The sequence below is a fragment of the Paraburkholderia phymatum genome (assembly GCF_040965635.1).
Lineage (GTDB): Bacteria > Pseudomonadota > Gammaproteobacteria > Burkholderiales > Burkholderiaceae > Paraburkholderia > Paraburkholderia phymatum_B.
Genome location: NZ_JBFRCH010000024.1, coordinates 60,875 through 76,807, shown reverse-complemented (window position 1 = coordinate 76,807; position 15,933 = coordinate 60,875). Strand labels below are relative to the sequence as shown.

The window sequence follows — 15,933 nt, the reverse complement described above, 5'->3', positions numbered from 1 at the left end:
GGCGCAATGCGTTCCTTGCCGGACGGCCAGTCGCTCCTTGCGCTGTGGGAGCGCGGGCAGCGCGAGCACCCGGTCGATCGCGCGCTGTCGATCCTCGAAGCGTTCACGTTCGAGACGCGCGACGCGCTGGCGCGGCTGTCGATCCGGCGGCGCGACGAACTGCTGATCGCCAGCCGCGTCGCGGCGTTCGGCGCGAGGCTCGACGGCGTCGCGCAATGCGACGCATGCGCGAGCGAGCTGGATGTGAGTGTGGATCTGTCGGCGCGCATGTGCGGCGACGAGCAGGACGGCGGCACCGTGTTCGTCGCGGGGCGCGAGATCGGGTTTCGCGTGCCGGACAGCCATGATCTCGCGGCGATCGCGCGCTGCACGGAACCGCGCGACGCGGCGCGCGCGCTGCTCGGGCGCTGCTTCGCGCACGACGCCAACACGCCGCTGGCGCCGCCCGACGAGGAGGTGGCCGAGGCGATCGGCGTCGCGATCGAGCGTCTGTGCGACGCGTCGTCGATCGAGCTTGCAATCTCGTGTCCGGAGTGCGGCAAGGGGTTTCAGCTGCCGGTGGATATCGGCGAATTCCTGTGGGACGAATTGAGCGCGCGGGCGCGGAGCCTGATCGAGGACGTCGACACACTGGCGAGCGTATACGGCTGGTCCGAAGCGGCGATTCTCGCGCTGCCGGAACAGCGTCGCCGCCGCTATCTGGAGTTGATACGGTGAGCGGTTACCTCGAACGCATCGCCTCGCTCGCGGTCGGCGCGGGCCCGCGTCTGCGGCCGTTGCCGCGCTACCGGTTCGGGGACGCGCAGGCATGGGCGCACGGCGATCCGGGCAGGCCGTGGCTCGATATCGAACAGGCGGCCGAACGCTCCGCGCCTGTTGACGCACGCGACGATGTGCCGGACACGCGGCATGCGGTGCGCGATGCCGCGCGAGTGGAGACGCCGCCGTTCGACGATCAGGGTGTGCCGGTGCGGACGGCGCTCGCGAACCGCGCTCGTGCGTGCGTGCCAGATGGACTAGATCGACCAGGTCGACCAGATCGACCGGATGGACGGCTGCTGGCGCAGCAACCGGATCCTGGCCCCGCCGCCGAAACCTCGTCGTTACAGCCGGCGCAGGCCGCGCCCACGCAGCGCTCGCGCGACGATCGCGAGCCGCTGGTTCCGGCGCTCGCCGATCCGCGTGCGCGCGCGGCGCTTCCCCGCATCGAAGCGCGCCACGGCCCGCTTCACGACGGCGAGCCGCGCTCGCTCCGCCAGAGCGCTCGCGAGCCGGGCCGCGAACGCCTGCGCCCAAGCGACCGGCACGCCGCGCAGGCCGACGGGCCGCCGACGGTGATCGTGCGCATCGGCCACATCGACGTGCGCGCGCAGCACGCCAGCCCACCTGCCGCGCCTGCCCGCGAGCCCGAAGGCGGGTTGCGCAACCCGTCGCTGGACGCGTACCTGAAAACGCGCGACCGGGGACGGCCATGAGCACCGCCTTGGCGATCGCCGCGACGTCCCGCGTTATCGCCGCGGTGGTCGACGACGCGGTGGCCGCGGCGCGGCTCGCGATGCCGTTTCTCGGCGGTGCGACAACGAGCACGGCGCCGCCCGATCACCTCGTCACCGGCACCGACGGCGAGGTGACCAACCTGAACCTGTTCCTGTATCACGTCACCTACAACCAGGGCTGGCGCGAGGTCGGACTGCCGACACGCGGCAGCGACGGCAGCCAGGTCGGCCGCGCACCGCTGGCGATCGATCTGCACTACCTGATGAGCGCCTACAGCGCGGGCGACTTCGAAGCGCAGATCATGCTCGGCATCGGCATGCAGGCGGTCCACGAGATTCCGGTGCTGTTTCGCGGCAAGATCGCCAACGTGTTTTCCAATCCGGCCACGCCGGTCGACAAGGCGCTCGCGAGCGCCGATCTCGCGAACCAGATCGAGATGGTCAAGATCGTGCCGCAGCAGATTGGCACCGACGAGCTCTCGAAGCTGTGGACCGCGTTTCAGAGCAAGTTCCGCGTGTCCGCGGCGTATGCGGTGTCGGTGCTGCTGATCGAGAGCAAGGCGCCGGTGGTCGCGTCACTGCCGGTGTTGAGCCGCAACGTCGTGGTGCTGCCGCTGGCCGGGCCGGTCATCGATGCGATCGATCCGCAGAGCGTGCCGTTTGCGGCCGGCGTGGCGCTCACGCTGACGGGGGCGAATCTCGTCGGCAGCAATACGTTTGTCGTGTTCGACGGCGCTCCGGATGCGCCGCAAAAGCCGACCGCGAGCGGCGACGGCGCATCGGTCAGCGTGACGCTGCCGGCGCTCACTGCCGGCATCAACACGCTGCGCGTGGTCCAGCAGATCGACCTCGGCACGACACCGAAGACGGCGTTCGCGGAATCGAACGTCGCGTCGTTCATTCTGCAGCCGCGCATTCGCCGCGCGGCGGGGTCAGGCGATTACCTGATCGCGGTCGGCGCGTCGGACAACACGGTGAAGCCACCACGCGTGCCGGTCACGGTGACGCTCGATCCGGCGCTCGCCGCGACTCAAAAGGTTTCGCTGCTGCTCAATCCGCTCAATCCGCCGGCGCCGCAGACGGCACGGAGCTACACATTCGACGCGGACGCGGATGGCATCAGCGGGCCGAATACCGTGACAATCAAAACCCAAGGGGTGCCGATAGGCGACTACCTTGTCCGCATCCGCGTGGACGGCGCGGACAGTCCGCTCGATATCGATCCGGGCACTCATGCGTTCAGCGCGCCGAAGGTGACATTGTGAATTTCGACGATGGCCTGAGCGGCTGGCTCGAAGCCAATCAACGCGCGTTGCTGGCGGAGATCGCGGAGGTGGGGGTGCAGCTCAGGCGCGTTGCCGGACCGCCGGAGCAGACCGCGCAAGCGGCCGGCGTGGCGCCGCCTGCGGAGTTCGCCGCGCCATTGTGCGAGGATATCGACCCGACGTGCGCCACGGGCTGCACATCCAGCGCGCTCGACATCGCGTGCGCACGCCTTGGCCTGTCGTCGTTCGAACGCAAGATCGTGATACTGTGCGCCGCGCTCGAACTGGAGCCCGGCTTCGCAGCGCTATGCGCGCTCGCGCAAGGCGACCGGGCGCGCGACTATCCGACCTTCGCACTCGCGCTCGCGGCGTTCGAGGACGCGCACTGGAGCGCGCTTGCGCCGTCCAGTCCGCTGCGCCGCTGGAACCTCGTCGAAATGCACCCCGGCAGTTCGTTGACGCTGGCGCCGCTGCGCATCAACGAAGCCTTTCTGCATGAACTGGCGGGCGTGTGCGAACTCGATCCACGCATCGATGGCTGCGTGAGCCCGCTCGATGCTCCCGCGAGCCTCGTGTCCAGCCATGCCGAGGTCGCGCGCCAGATTGCCCAAGTGCTGGCGTTCGACGTATCGCGCGCGCTGCCTGCCGCCGCGCTGCTGACTGGCAACGATCGCGCCGGGCAGCAGCAGGTCGCCGCGCATGCGTTCGCCCAGCTTGGCTTCGTCACGTTCGAGTTCGACGCATCCGTGCTGGCAGGCACGGCCGAGGAACTCGAAGCGCGCGCGCGCGGCTGGGAGCGCGAAGCGCGTCTGCGCAATGCCGCGCTATTCGTCGACGCGCACGGCGTCGTCGAACCGCTCGCGCGTGAAAGCCTCGGCCGTTTTCTGGAGCGCTTTGCGACGCCGGTCGCGATCGGCGCACGGCACCCGCTTCACTTCGGGCGACGGCCGGTGCACGTGTTCGACGTGGTCCGGCCGCTGCGTGTCGAGCAGCGTGAGCTGTGGAGCGTCGCGCTCGGTGCGGCGCTGACGACCTCCACATTGTCCGATTCGAGCCCCAGCGCGATGCCGCGCAACCCGCCCGAGCCCGCGTTGCGCGTGCTGCTCGACCGGGTCACCGCGCAGTTCGATTTCGACGCCGTGTCGATCGAAAAAGCCGCGCAGCGCGCCCAGGCCGAACCAGGCGCGACGCCGCGCGAGCGGATCTGGAGTGCCGCGCGCGCAGGCGGCCGCAACGAGCTAGCGACGCTCGCGCAGCGGCTCGAACGACGCACCGAGTGGTCCGAGCTCGTGCTGTCCGACGATCAGCTCAACACGCTGCGCGACATCGCCGCGCATGCGCGCCATCGCTGCACCGTTCATGACGAATGGGGCGTAGGCATTCACGACGAGCGCGGCCTCGGTCTGGCTGCGCTGTTTCACGGCCCAAGCGGCACCGGCAAGACGATGGCGGCCGAAGTGCTGGGCACCGCGATGGAGCTGGACGTGTTTCGCGTCGATCTGAGCCAGCTCGTCAGCAAGTACATCGGCGAGACCGAGAAGAACTTGTGCCGCGTGTTCGACGCCGCGCAAGCGAGCGGCGCGATCCTGCTGTTCGACGAATGCGACGCGATCTTCGGCCGGCGCGGCGAGGTCGAGCACGGCCAGGACCGGTACGCGAATCTCGAGGTCAGCTATCTGCTGCAACGGATGGAAGCGTATCGCGGCATTTCGATCCTCACGACCAACATGCGCAAGGCGATCGACCCGGCGTTCATGCGGCGTCTGCGCTTCGTCGTGAGCTTTCCGTTTCCGGACTACGCCCAGCGCATGTTGATCTGGGCGCAGCTGTTCGGCCCCGGTGTGCCGGTCGACGGCGTGGACTTCACGCAGCTCGCGCGGCTGAACGTGGCGGGCGGCAGTATTCGCAACATCGTCACCTATGCGGCGTTTCTCGCGGCGGACGCGGCGCAGGCGGTGAGCATGCACCACCTGCGCCAAGCGGCGCTGGCCGAGTGCGCGAAGCTCGAACGTACGCCGAGCGAAGTGGAGATCGGAGGCTGGGCATGACAAGGTCGCGCATCATCGTCGAAATCGACACGCTCGCGCTGGATGGCTTCGACGCGCGTCAGTGCCGCGCGCTCGCCGACGCGCTGGGGCGTGCGCTGACGCTGCGCTTCGCGGCCGAGCCGGCGCGCGCGTATCGCAATGCGGCCGTCGACGCGCTCGCCGCGCGGCCGCTCGAAGTGAACGCGCGCAGTGCGCCGGCCGCGCTGGGCGGCGCGCTGGCCGAGCGGGTCTGGCGCAGCATCGGCGAGACCCAGGCGAGCGCGCCGGCGCGCGCACGCGCCACGCCGGATCGGAGACGCTGATGCTCAAAGCTGGCATTGTCCTCGTCGATCCGGCGAACGCGGCCGTGCTGCGGGTGATTGCGCTGCAATACAACCCGGAGACGCTGACGCGTTCGCTGCAGGTGCAGGGCGTCGGCGCCGACAGCGGGCCGCACGTCGATCAGCTGCGCCTGAAGGGCGTCGCGATCGAGACGTTCAAATTCGACGCCGAGATCGACGCCGCCGATGCGCTGGCCGATCCGGGCAGCAACCCGAACACGGTCAGCAACGGCATCGCGCCGCAGCTCGCGTCGCTCGAAATGCTGATCTACCCGACCACCCAGCAGCTCGCCGCCGCCGACGCGAACGCGCGCAACGGCGTGCTCGAGATCGCGCCGATGGACGCGCCGCTCGCGCTGTTCGTCTGGAGCAGCAACCGGATCGTGCCGGTGCGCGTCACCGAATTCAGCATCACCGAGGAGATGTTCGACAGCGCGCTCAATCCGATCCGCGCCAAAGTGTCGCTCGGTCTTCGCGTGCTGAGCATCGACGATCTGCCGTACGCGTCGAGCGGCGGCAGCATCTACCTCGCCTATCAACAGCAGAAGGAGCGGCTCGCGCAGAAGGCGGTGGGCGGTTCGCTCGCGAAGCTCGGCATCACGGGGATTCCATGAGCGACTTGCTGACCGCGCTACTCGACGCCGGCACGCTGCCCGCCACCGGCTACGACACCAGCAGCCGGTATTACGGCTTGCCGGTGCTGGAAACGACCGCGGCGAACGGCGTCGTGATCCGCTATGTGAAGCGCCGCTTCATTCCGGATGCGGCGCTGTTTCCGACGCTCACCGTGCATCAGGTGCAACAGGGCGACCGCATCGACGTGCTGGCTGCGCGCTATCTCGGCGATCCGCTGCTGTACTGGCGCGTCGCCGACGCGAACCTCGCGGTGCGTCCGGACGATCCCCTCGCGCCGCGCACGCCCGCGGTGCCGGCGGGACAACCGTTGCCGCCGCCGGTCGCGGTCAGCGTGGATATCCCGCTTGCCGCTAGCAGCGCGGGAGGCCTCACATGATCAACGCGATCGAGCTGTCGCTGTGGATCGGGCCGGTCGTGCCGATCAAGGCATCGAAGACGATCATCGACGCGCTGCAGTCGGTGAAGGTGACGACGCGCGCGACCGGCGCGAGCGGCTTCGAGCTGAACTTCCTGATCGACGTCGATTCGCCGCTGCAGACGCTCTTTCTGATCGCGGGCGGCGGCGTTCCGCCGGTGATGCGCGTGATCGTCGGTGTGACGGTGAACGGCACGATGAACGTGCTGATCGACGGCGTGATGACGAATCACCACGTCGGCACCGACATCCAGAACGGCAAGACCACGCTGACGGTGATCGGCGAAGACCTGACGCGCATGATGGACCTGTTCGATACCAGCGGCCTGCCGCTGCCGGCGATGCCGCCCGAGGCGCAGGTCGCGCTGTTGCTCGTCAAGTATGCGGTGCTCGGCGTCGCGCCGATGATCATCCCGAGCGTGCTGATCGACGTGCCGTTGCCGATCGACCGGATTCCCCGTCAGAAGGGCACCGATCTGAAGCACATCCGGCGGCTCGCCGATGCGGTCGGCTACGTGTTCTACCAGGACCCCGGTCCGCAGCCCGGCATCAGCGTCGCGTACTGGGGACCGCAGATCAAGATTGGGCCGGTGCAGCCCGCGCTCGCCGTCGACGCCGACGCGTACACGAATGTCGACAAGCTGCAGTTCACGTTCAAGAACGCTCGCAAGTCGCTGCCGATCGTGATCATCCAGGAGCCGCTGACGAAAACGCCGATCCCGATCGCGGTCGGCGACATCTCGCCGCTCAATCCGCCGCTTGGCGCGATCCAGCCGATTCCGACGCGCATCGATTTGACCAAGGGCGCGGCCAAGTGGTCGGCGATGCGCGCGATGCTAATCGCGATGGCGCGCGCGGCGCAAAGCGCCGAGGCGGTGACCGCGAGCGGTTCGCTGAACGTGCTGCGCTATGGGCGCGTGCTGAAGGCGCGCGGGCTGGTCGGGCTGCGCGGCGCGGGTCTCGCGTTCGACGGTCTGTGGTACGTGACGGGCGTCACGCACGAACTCAAACGCGGCGAATACAGGCAGGACTTCGAACTGAGCCGCAATGGGCTCGTCTCGACGCTTGGGAGCATCCCGACATGAACGACTATGAGGCCTCATCCGACGAAGCCGGCAGCACGCTCGAGGCGGAAAGCTCGAACGCGTCGCAGCAGTTCTTCGGCAAGTATCGCGGCACGGTGCTCAACAACGTGGACCCGATGCAGATCGGCCGCATCCAGGTGATCGTGCCGGACGTGTCGACCTTCACGCCGACCTCGTGGGCGATGCCCTGCGCGCCGGTGGCGGGTATCCAGATGGGCATCGTGACGGTGCCGCCGATCGGCGCGGGCGTGTGGGTCGAGTTCGAGCAGGGCGATCCGGACTATCCGATCTGGGTCGGCTGCTACTGGGGCGAGGCCGCCGAGGTGCCGGTGCTCGCGCACGCGGCGCCGCCCGCGGTCGCGACGATCGCCTTGCAGACGACGCTGCAGAACGGCCTCGTGGTCAGCGATCTCCCGGGGCCGACGGGCGGCATCATGCTGAAGAGCACGACCGGCGCGACGCTGATCGTCAACGACACCGGCATCTACATCCAGAACGGCAAGGGCGCGTCCATCACGCTGATCGGACCGACCGTGACCGTCAATGCAGGCGCACTCACCGTGATCTAGGCACGCGAGGAGACACACATGGCCGGTCCTCTGTTTCACGTCGGCGCGGTGGCGATGTGCCCGCACGGCGGTCAGATCGCGGTGCTGCCCGGCAGCCCGCGCGTGCTGGTGAGCGGCATGCCGGTGGCGACCGTCGCGGACCAGCATCTGGTGGCGGGCTGCGGCTTCACGATCCCGCCGCCGCAGCCTTGCCTTCAGGTGACGTGGCTCACGCCGGCGACGCGGGTGCTCGTGAACGGCTCGCCGCCGATCACTCAGGCCTCCACCGGGTTGGCGATCAGTGCGACCGGCGTGCCGCAAGGGCCGCCGATGATCGTCTCGACGCAAACCCGAGTGATCGCGCAATGAATACCGTGCCGACCCTGCCGATCGCGGCGCCTTATGGCATCGACGGCCGCGGCCGCACGATGGAGGCGCAGCGCGGCCGCCATCTGCGCGATCTGATCGAAGCGGTGTTGTTCACCGCGCCCGGCGAGCGCGTGATGCGTCCGACGTTCGGCAGCGGCGTGCTCGGCCTCGTTTTCGATCCGAACGGGCCGGGCCTCGCGGCGATGACCCAGGTGCTGGTGGCGGGCGCGCTGCAAACATGGCTCGGCGACCTGATCGAGATCGGCGGCGTCGAGGTCGAAAGCGACGACGCGACGTTGACGATCAAGGTCAGCTACCTCGACCGGCAGAGCGGCGACACCGCCACGGTCCTGTTCGGGAGATCGGTATGAGCACGTCCGCGATCGACGACCGGCGCGAGCTGGTCCGTCGCTCGACGACGGACCCGGCGCTCGCGCCGGTCAACGGGATCGACTTCATTCAGATCGATCCGGCCGACGAGGCGCGGCTTGTCGTGCAGTTCATCTTCGACATCGACACCGATGTCGATCCGGATCTGCCGACGGCGGTGGGTGCGCCGCTGTCGAAGCAGCTGGTCTCGATCGCTGGCGGCGAGCGGATCAGGTCGATTGCGGTCAAGTCGGTGCAACGCGGGCCGGCCTCGAACCAGTTGCAGGTGATCGCAAGCGAGGTCGGCGACTTCTCGACCTATACGCTGCAGCTCGGCTCGCCGGCCGACCCGCCGCCCGCCGGCTTCGATCCGGTGCTGTGCGCGGCGAGCTTCACGTTTCATGTCGAATGCGCGAAGCGCTTCGACTGCAAGGACAGCGCGCTGTGCGTGCCGCCCGCGCAAAGCGCGCCGAACATCGACTATCTGGCGCGCGACTACCCGGCGTTCGTCCGGGTCATGCTCGACCGTCTCGCCTTGCTCGCGCCGCGCTGGAGCGAGCGCAATCCGGCCGATCTGGGCGTGGCGCTGGTCGAGACGCTCGCCTATGTGGCCGACCAGCTCGGCTACCGCCACGACGTGATCGACACCGAGGCGTACCTCAACACGGCCCGGCTGCGCACGTCGATCCGCCGGCACGTGCGGCTGGTCGACTATCGGCTCGACGACGGCTGCAATGCGCGCGTCTGGCTGGCGCTCGATCTCGACGCCGACCTGCCGCAGGGCGTGCCGCCGGGTACGCGCTGCGCGACGCTGTTCGACGGCGCCGGCGCGCCGACCCTGCGCGCCGACGCGCAGACCTATGACATGGCGCTCGCAGCGGGCGCGCAGTTCTTCGAGGTGATGGCCGACCGCTTCACCGCCGACCAACCGCCGCGGCCGAACCCGCGGCCATTGAGCGCCGACAACAATGCGATGTCGCTCTACGCATGGAGTGCGCGGGAATACTGCCTGCCGGTCGGCGCGACCGCGGCGACGCTCGACGGCACCTACACGTTGCAGCGAGGCGCTATCCTGATCCTGGCCGAGGCCTGCGGACCGGACACCGGCGCGACCGCCGACGCCGACCCGGCAAGGCGCTGCGTGGTGAGGCTGGTGCGCGACTCGGCCAAGAGCACCGATCCTTTGACGCTCAGGCCGGTCACGCGCATCGTCTGGCACGACGGCGACGCGTTGCCGTTTCCGCTCTGTGTGTCGAGCGTGACCGACTCGACCCACGGAAGCCGGCCGCTCACCGGTGTCAGCGTCGCCTACGGCAATGTCGTGCTCGCCGATCATGGGCGCACGCTCGGCAGTCCGCTCGAAGCGCCTCAGGAACTGCTGGCGGCGGTGCCGCCGTACGGCCGCTACCGGCCGCTGCTTTCTCAGCCAGGCGTGACGCTCGCGGCCGCCAATCCGTACCTAGCCGATCAGCCCGGCGACACCGCCAAGCCGATTCAGCCGGCCGCGCGCGCGGCTTCATGGAGCGTCGCCGATACCGTGCCGACCATCGCGCTGACCAGCAGCGATCAGGATGGGAACCCGCTCAACTGGCGCGCGGTCGGCGATCTGCTCGAAGGCGGGATCGACGCGGAAACCACCGCGTTCGAAACGGAAGTCGAGAACGACGGCACCACGTACCTGCGTTTCGGCGACGGCGTCAACGGCCATCTGGTCGAACCCAGCATGCAGTTCACTGCGTCGTACCGCGTCGGCAACGGTGCCGCGGGCAACGTCGCCGCGGATTCGATCGGCCTGATCGACCGCGGCTTCGAGGGTGGCGGCGTGATCCGGTCATTGACCAATCCGTTGCCGGCGTTCGGCGGGCGCGATGCTGAAACGATCGCGCATGCCCGCCAGAACGCGCCGATCGCATTCCGTCAGCAGGAGCGCGCGGTCACCGCGCAGGACTATGTGGACCGCGCGCTGCAATTCGCCGGTGTCGCGCGCGCAGCGGCGAGCCTGCGTTACACCGGAAGCTGGACCACGGTGTTCGTGACGGTCGAGCGCAACGCGGGCGTGGCGCTCGACGCATCGTTCAGGACCAGACTCGAAGCCTATCTGGAGCGCTACCGGATGGCGGGCCATGACCTCGAAGTCGAGGACGCGGTGCGCGTGCCGCTGCGTGTCGCAATGCATGTGTGCGTCGCGAACGGCTACGTGGCCGCCGACCTCGCGAAGCTGCTGTTGGCGATCTTCACGAGCGGGCTGCAGCCGGACGGCACGCCCGGGCTCTTCAATCCGCAGCGTTTCCTGATGGGCGAGCCGTTCTATCTGAGCCCGCTGATCGCGGCCGCGCAGCGGGTCGAAGGCGTCGCGTCGGTGAAGGTGACCCGCTTCGAGCGCGAACAGTCGCCCGACCGCACCGGCCTGCGCACCGGCGTGCTGGTTCCGCGCGCGACCGAGCTGTTCGAGCTCGCGAACGATCCGGATTTTCCCGAGCGCGGACAGTTCGAACTGACGATCGATGGTGGGATATGAGCACGACCAAGCCAGGCTGCGAGTGCGACTGCTGCACCGGCGTGTCCGCGCAGACGCCGGCGACCGTGACGAACCGCCCCGGGCTGTCGTCGCTCGCGTACCGGGTCGGCACGTGGGCGAAGTTCCGCAATAGCATGCTCGACGCGCTGTCGAGCACGGGCCGGCTCACGGCGCTGAAAACCCGCAGCGACGACGATTTCACCATCGCGTTGCTGGATTCGTTCGCGGTGGTCTGCGACATCCTGACGTTCTACAGCGAGCGCAGCGCGAACGAACATTACCTGGGCACGGCCACCGATCCGGTGTCGGTGCGCGAGCTGGCGAAGCTGGTCGGCTACCGGCTCGCGCCGGGCGTGGCGGCGAGCGTGCCGCTCGCGCTGACGGTGCAGGCGCCGGCGGCCGTCGCGGCGGGCACCGCGCTGTCCGGGCCGCAGCCGGTGCTGGTGCCGCCGGTGGTGCCGGTCGTGGCCGGACTGCAGGCGCAGAGCGTGCCGGGGCCGGGCGAGCAGCCCGTCACGTTCGAGACCATTGCGCCGATCGAGGCGCGCGCGAGCTGGAATGCGCTGCGCGTTCGCACCGCGCGCGCGCTGGCGGCTGATCCGGCCAACGCAAGCGCAGGGCACTTGAGTCTCGCTGGGCTGGCGGGCAGCGTGCAGGCGGGCGACTGGCTGCTGGTGGTGGTCAGCAACGCCGGCGGGGTGCTGGCCACCGGCGTGAACCGCGTTGCGCAGGTGAATACCGACAACGCGACGCAAACGACAGTGGTCACGTTCGACAACCGCGGCGGTGCGCCGGTATTGGCTGGCGATCCCACCACGGCCGCGCCGGCGCTTGGCGGAACGCTCGGCGATGCGGCGCTCGCGCGCTCGGTCAAGGGCGTCGTGTGGAGCGACCAGGCGGAGCTGGTCGCCCAGGCGCGCAAGCTGCAATGGCCGTTGCAGCAGCTCGAAGACAACCTCAACGCGCTCAATGCGTCGCCGCCCACGCCGATTGTGCAGGCGTTCCGGCTCGGCGTGCGCGCCGCGCTGTTCGGCCACAACGCGCCGCTGTTCGCCACGCTGCCCAAGTTTCTGACGATCTCGGGCGTGTACTCGGACAGCGTGCTCGCGAATTGGGACAGCCCGCGCGCGACGATCGGCAGCGATCCATCCCGTTCGCCCGGTTGGATTTCGCTCGACCAGACGTATCCGGCGCTGGTCGCGGGCGGCTGGGTGGTGCTGCAAGGAGAGAGCGGCAACCCGCTCGTGATGGCGATCGGCGCGAGCCGCCAGGTGTCGCGCACCGGCTTCATGCTGTCGTCGAAGATCACGCAGCTCGAGCCGTTGAATGCGCCCGCGAGCCTCGGCGCATTCGTGATCCGCACCACCACGGTCCTCGGCTCGACCGACCGCTTCACCGTTGCCGCCGAGCCGGTGTCGGACCCGGTCTCTGGGTCGACGCTGAGGCTGGCCTCGGCGCAGTTGGGCCTGCGGGTCGGCCAGCAGATCGCGATCACCGGCGCGGCGCTCGACCAGTCGAGGCGTCTGGTCAGCGAGGTGCGCACGATCATGTCGGTCGCGCTGGTCGACGGCTATACGACGCTGGGCCTCGATCTCGATCTCGCGCACCAGTACGATGCGGCGTCCGTCACGATCAACGCGAACGTTGCGCCCGCAACCGAAGGCGCGTCGAAGAGCGAGATCCTCGGCAGCGGCAATGGCGTCGCCACGTGGCAGCGCTTCACGCTGAAGCAGACCCCGCTCACCTACGTCAGCGCGCCGACGCCGTCCGGCGTCGCGTCGACGCTGAGCGTGCGGGTGAACGGCGCGCGCTGGTCCGAAGTGCCGTGGCTCGCGACCCAGGGGCCGACGGCAGCCGTGTTCGCAACCGCCGTCGACGCGAACGGCAACACGATGGTCCAGTTCGGCGACGGCGCCGATAGCGGCGCGCGCTTGCCGAGCGGGCAGAACAACGTCACCGCGACCTATCGGCAGGGACTCGGCGTCGCGGGCAACGTTGCGGCCGGGCGCATCACCACGCTGCTCACGCGGCCGGCGGGGCTGCAAGGCGTCATCAATCCGGTCGAGGCGAGCGGCGGCGGCGACCCCGAATCGCTCGAATCGGGCCGGCTCAATGCGCCGATGAACGTGCGGGCGCTCGATCGGATCGTCTCGCTGGAAGACGTCGGCGACTTCGCGCGCGCCAGTGCCGCGATCGCGAAGGCGCAGGCCGTGTGGGCCTGGGACGGGCGGCGCCAGGTGGCGTGCGTGACGGTCGCGGGCACGGGCGGCGCGCCGCTCGATGCGTCGTCGGCGCAATTCGCGCATCTGCTCGGGGCGATGAACGCGGCCACCGACGGCACCGTGCCGATCGTGCTGTGCAGCTACGTGCCGCGCGTGTTCACGGTCGGCGCGACGCTCACCGTCGACCCCGCACTGGATGCGGATGCGGTGGTCGCCGCGGCCAAGTCTGCGTTGCGCGCCGCGTTCGGCTTCGATGCGCGCAGCTTCATGCAGCCGGTGCAGGCGAGCGAAGTGATCGACGTGCTCCAGAACGTGCCGGGCGTGATCGCGCTGACGCTCGACGCGCTGCGCGTCGCAGGCGGCGCTGCCACGGGGGCTTCGACGCCGATGCTCCTGACCGTCTCGACCTGCGCCTCGGCCGGCAGCCTGCGGGCGATGCCGCCGCAGCTCGTCGCCGGCAAGCTTGCCGGCGCCGAGTTGCTGATGCTCGACAGCGGACCCTTGCCAGCGGTGGTGCACACATGAACCCGCTCGTTGCCGAAGCGATCTATGGGCTGTTGCCGGTTGCCGTGCGCACCAGCGATGCAGCGGCGGGCGGCGCGCTGCTCGATCTGATCAAGGTGATCACGACCCAGGCGCAGTACCTCGACGCCGACCTCGAACAGCTGTACGACGACCTGTTCATTCAGACCTGCGCACCGTGGGCGATTCCGTATATCGGCGAGCTGATCGGCTATCGGCCATTGCGGCCGATTCCGCCGCAGGACGCGACCGCACGGGCCGACGTCGCCGATACGATCGGCTACCGGCGCCGCAAGGGCACGGTGGCGGTCCTCGATCAGCTCGGCTTCGACGTGACGGGCTGGCCCACGGTGGCGGTCGAGTTCTTTCAGCGGCTCGCCGTTGCGCAGTACGTGCGCAACCACGTGCGGATCGGCAACGCATGCGTCGACACGCACGGCTTTCAGTGCGCCGCGGACTTCGACTCGGCGTTCGACACGATGCCCCGCAGCGCGGATGTGCGCCGCATCGCCAGCGGGCGAGGGCGCTACAACATCCCGAACGTCGGCGTATTCGTCTGGCGCCTCGCGGCCTTCGGCGGCGCGACGCTCGCCGCGCCCGATAAGCCGGTCGGTGCGGCCGGCATCGGCACGGCGGCGCGGGTCGGCGCGGGGCGCTACACGTTCGACCCGTTCGGCCGCAACGTCGCGCTCGTCAATCCGCCGCAGCCGCTCGCGCAGAGCTTCAGCGTGACGCAGCGCGCGAACGTGCCGTTCGCGTTGCGGCGCGACGCACTCTACGTCGAACTGGAGGCGCTGCGCACCGTCGCCGACTATCGGCCGGAATTCTTCGGCAATCCGCCGGTCTTCGCGGTGTATGACAGCAACGGCAAGTCGATTCCCGCGTCGGCGATCTGCTGCTGTGATCTCGCCGGCTGGACCGCGCCGACCGAGCCGGGCATCGTCGTCTCGGTGGATCCGGAACTGGGACGCCTGATGTTCGCAGGCGCGCCGCCTGACCCGGTGCGGGTCGCTTATGCGTACGCGTTCGGCGGTCCCTATGGCGGCGGCACCTATCATCAGGCGGCCGATGCGCACGAAGGCGCGGCGCGAGTGGTGACGGCGTTCGCGTCGGTCGATCCGGCAACCTTGCAGCAGGGCGTCTTCGAAATCGCCGACAGCGGCACGTTCGACGGCCCGTTCGCGCTTACGCCCGCATCGGCGTCGCTCGTCGTGCGTGCGGCCGAGGACGCGCGACCCATCGTGCTCGGGTCGCTCACGATCGACGCCGTGCCGGGCGGCAGCGTCACGCTGCGCGGCCTCGGCGTGCGCGACGGGATCGTGGTGCGCGCGGGAGCGGCGAGCTCGTCGAGCGCCGCTAGTGCGTCGAGTTCTTCGAGTGGAGCGAGCCTCGCCGTCACGGACAGCGCATTCACGCTGAACCTCGAGCACTGCACGCTGTGCGGCCCGCTCATCTGGACTTACGACGGCGGCGGCAGCCTGAAGGTATCGCACAGCTTGTGCGCCGCACTGCAAATCGACGCACGCGTGACTGTCTCGGTGGCCGATAGTGCGGTCGACGGCGGCACGGACGCGGCGCCCGCGATCGTCGGCGCCGACGGCGCGAGCCCTTGCGGCGAGGTGGACATTGCGGCATCGACGGTGCTCGGCACGATCAGCGCGCGCGAGACCACGCTGATTGAGAACAGCATTCTGAGCGGACTTGCGCGCTTCGAACGCACCCAGGCGGGTTGCGTGCGCTACAGCTATGTGCCGCCGGGCTCCGTCACGCCGCAGCGGTTTCGCTGCCAGCCGGACCTCGCGACCGAGGCGGCGTTCGCCGCGTACCTCGCGTCATCCGGGCTCGCCGCGCTGGACGGCGTCACGCGACAGGCCATCGGCGCAGCGGTCGCGCTGCGCGTCGAGCCTGTTTTCACGAGCCGCCTCGCGGGGTTGGGCGGCTATCTGCAGCTCGCGGACAGCGGTCCTGTCGAGCTGGCCCAGGGCGCCGAAAGCGGCGACGAAATGGGCCTGTTTCACGGCATGTACAACGTGCGGCGCGAAGCCAATTTGCGGTTTCGCCTGACCGAGTATCTCCGCATCGGCCTCGAGGCCGGGGTGATCCATGCAAGTTGAGCCGAC

Annotated in this window: 14 protein-coding genes; all 14 read left to right on the top strand. The window is 69.3% G+C overall.

Annotated elements, in window-relative coordinates; translation table 11 throughout:
• Positions 1-6: 6 nt before the first annotated feature.
• From AB4Y32_RS29535 to AB4Y32_RS29470, 14 genes are read left to right on the top strand one after another with little or no spacing between them, the layout of a single operon-like run.
• The gene (locus AB4Y32_RS29535) at positions 7-717 is read left to right on the top strand and encodes a hypothetical protein (protein ID WP_368724710.1); all 711 of its coding nucleotides are present in this window, start codon (positions 7-9) and stop codon (positions 715-717) included.
• On the top strand, positions 714-1,475 hold the full coding sequence (locus AB4Y32_RS29530; RefSeq protein ID WP_368724709.1) for a hypothetical protein: 762 nt from the start codon (positions 714-716) through the stop codon (positions 1,473-1,475). Before AB4Y32_RS29535 ends, AB4Y32_RS29530 begins: the two co-directional genes overlap by 4 nt.
• The gene (locus AB4Y32_RS29525) at positions 1,472-2,761 is read left to right on the top strand and encodes a DUF4255 domain-containing protein (RefSeq protein ID WP_368724708.1); all 1,290 of its coding nucleotides are present in this window, start codon (positions 1,472-1,474) and stop codon (positions 2,759-2,761) included. Before AB4Y32_RS29530 ends, AB4Y32_RS29525 begins: the two co-directional genes overlap by 4 nt.
• The gene (locus AB4Y32_RS29520) at positions 2,758-4,809 is read left to right on the top strand and encodes an ATP-binding protein (RefSeq protein ID WP_368724707.1); all 2,052 of its coding nucleotides are present in this window, start codon (positions 2,758-2,760) and stop codon (positions 4,807-4,809) included. Before AB4Y32_RS29525 ends, AB4Y32_RS29520 begins: the two co-directional genes overlap by 4 nt.
• Positions 4,806-5,111: a hypothetical protein gene (locus AB4Y32_RS29515; RefSeq protein WP_368724706.1), complete on the top strand. Its 306-nt coding sequence runs from the start codon at positions 4,806-4,808 to the stop codon at positions 5,109-5,111. Before AB4Y32_RS29520 ends, AB4Y32_RS29515 begins: the two co-directional genes overlap by 4 nt.
• The gene (locus AB4Y32_RS29510; RefSeq protein ID WP_368724705.1) at positions 5,111-5,743 is read left to right on the top strand and encodes a hypothetical protein; all 633 of its coding nucleotides are present in this window, start codon (positions 5,111-5,113) and stop codon (positions 5,741-5,743) included. Before AB4Y32_RS29515 ends, AB4Y32_RS29510 begins: the two co-directional genes overlap by 1 nt.
• Positions 5,740-6,141 (top strand): hypothetical protein, encoded by a 402-nt coding sequence (locus AB4Y32_RS29505; RefSeq protein WP_368724704.1) that lies wholly within the window; start codon positions 5,740-5,742, stop codon positions 6,139-6,141. The genes AB4Y32_RS29510 and AB4Y32_RS29505 overlap by 4 nt, the downstream gene beginning before the upstream one ends.
• The gene (locus tag AB4Y32_RS29500; RefSeq protein ID WP_368724703.1) at positions 6,138-7,265 is read left to right on the top strand and encodes a hypothetical protein; all 1,128 of its coding nucleotides are present in this window, start codon (positions 6,138-6,140) and stop codon (positions 7,263-7,265) included. The genes AB4Y32_RS29505 and AB4Y32_RS29500 overlap by 4 nt, the downstream gene beginning before the upstream one ends.
• Positions 7,262-7,834, top strand: coding sequence for a phage baseplate assembly protein V (locus tag AB4Y32_RS29495; RefSeq protein ID WP_368724702.1), 573 nt, complete (start codon positions 7,262-7,264; stop codon positions 7,832-7,834). Before AB4Y32_RS29500 ends, AB4Y32_RS29495 begins: the two co-directional genes overlap by 4 nt.
• Before the next feature lie 18 nt (positions 7,835-7,852).
• Positions 7,853-8,182, top strand: coding sequence for a hypothetical protein (locus AB4Y32_RS29490; protein ID WP_368724701.1), 330 nt, complete (start codon positions 7,853-7,855; stop codon positions 8,180-8,182).
• Complete coding sequence (locus AB4Y32_RS29485) at positions 8,179-8,553, top strand: GPW/gp25 family protein (protein WP_368724700.1); 375 nt, start codon at positions 8,179-8,181, stop codon at positions 8,551-8,553. The genes AB4Y32_RS29490 and AB4Y32_RS29485 overlap by 4 nt, the downstream gene beginning before the upstream one ends.
• Entirely contained in the window at positions 8,550-11,069 is a 2,520-nt protein-coding gene (locus AB4Y32_RS29480; RefSeq protein WP_368724699.1) for a baseplate J/gp47 family protein, read from the top strand. The genes AB4Y32_RS29485 and AB4Y32_RS29480 overlap by 4 nt, the downstream gene beginning before the upstream one ends.
• The gene (locus AB4Y32_RS29475) at positions 11,066-13,816 is read left to right on the top strand and encodes a baseplate J/gp47 family protein (protein WP_368724698.1); all 2,751 of its coding nucleotides are present in this window, start codon (positions 11,066-11,068) and stop codon (positions 13,814-13,816) included. Before AB4Y32_RS29480 ends, AB4Y32_RS29475 begins: the two co-directional genes overlap by 4 nt.
• Positions 13,813-15,927 carry a hypothetical protein gene (locus AB4Y32_RS29470; protein WP_368724697.1) on the top strand — a complete coding sequence of 705 codons (2,115 nt, stop codon included), beginning with the start codon at positions 13,813-13,815 and terminating at the stop codon, positions 15,925-15,927. Before AB4Y32_RS29475 ends, AB4Y32_RS29470 begins: the two co-directional genes overlap by 4 nt.
• Positions 15,928-15,933: the final 6 nt, after the last annotated feature.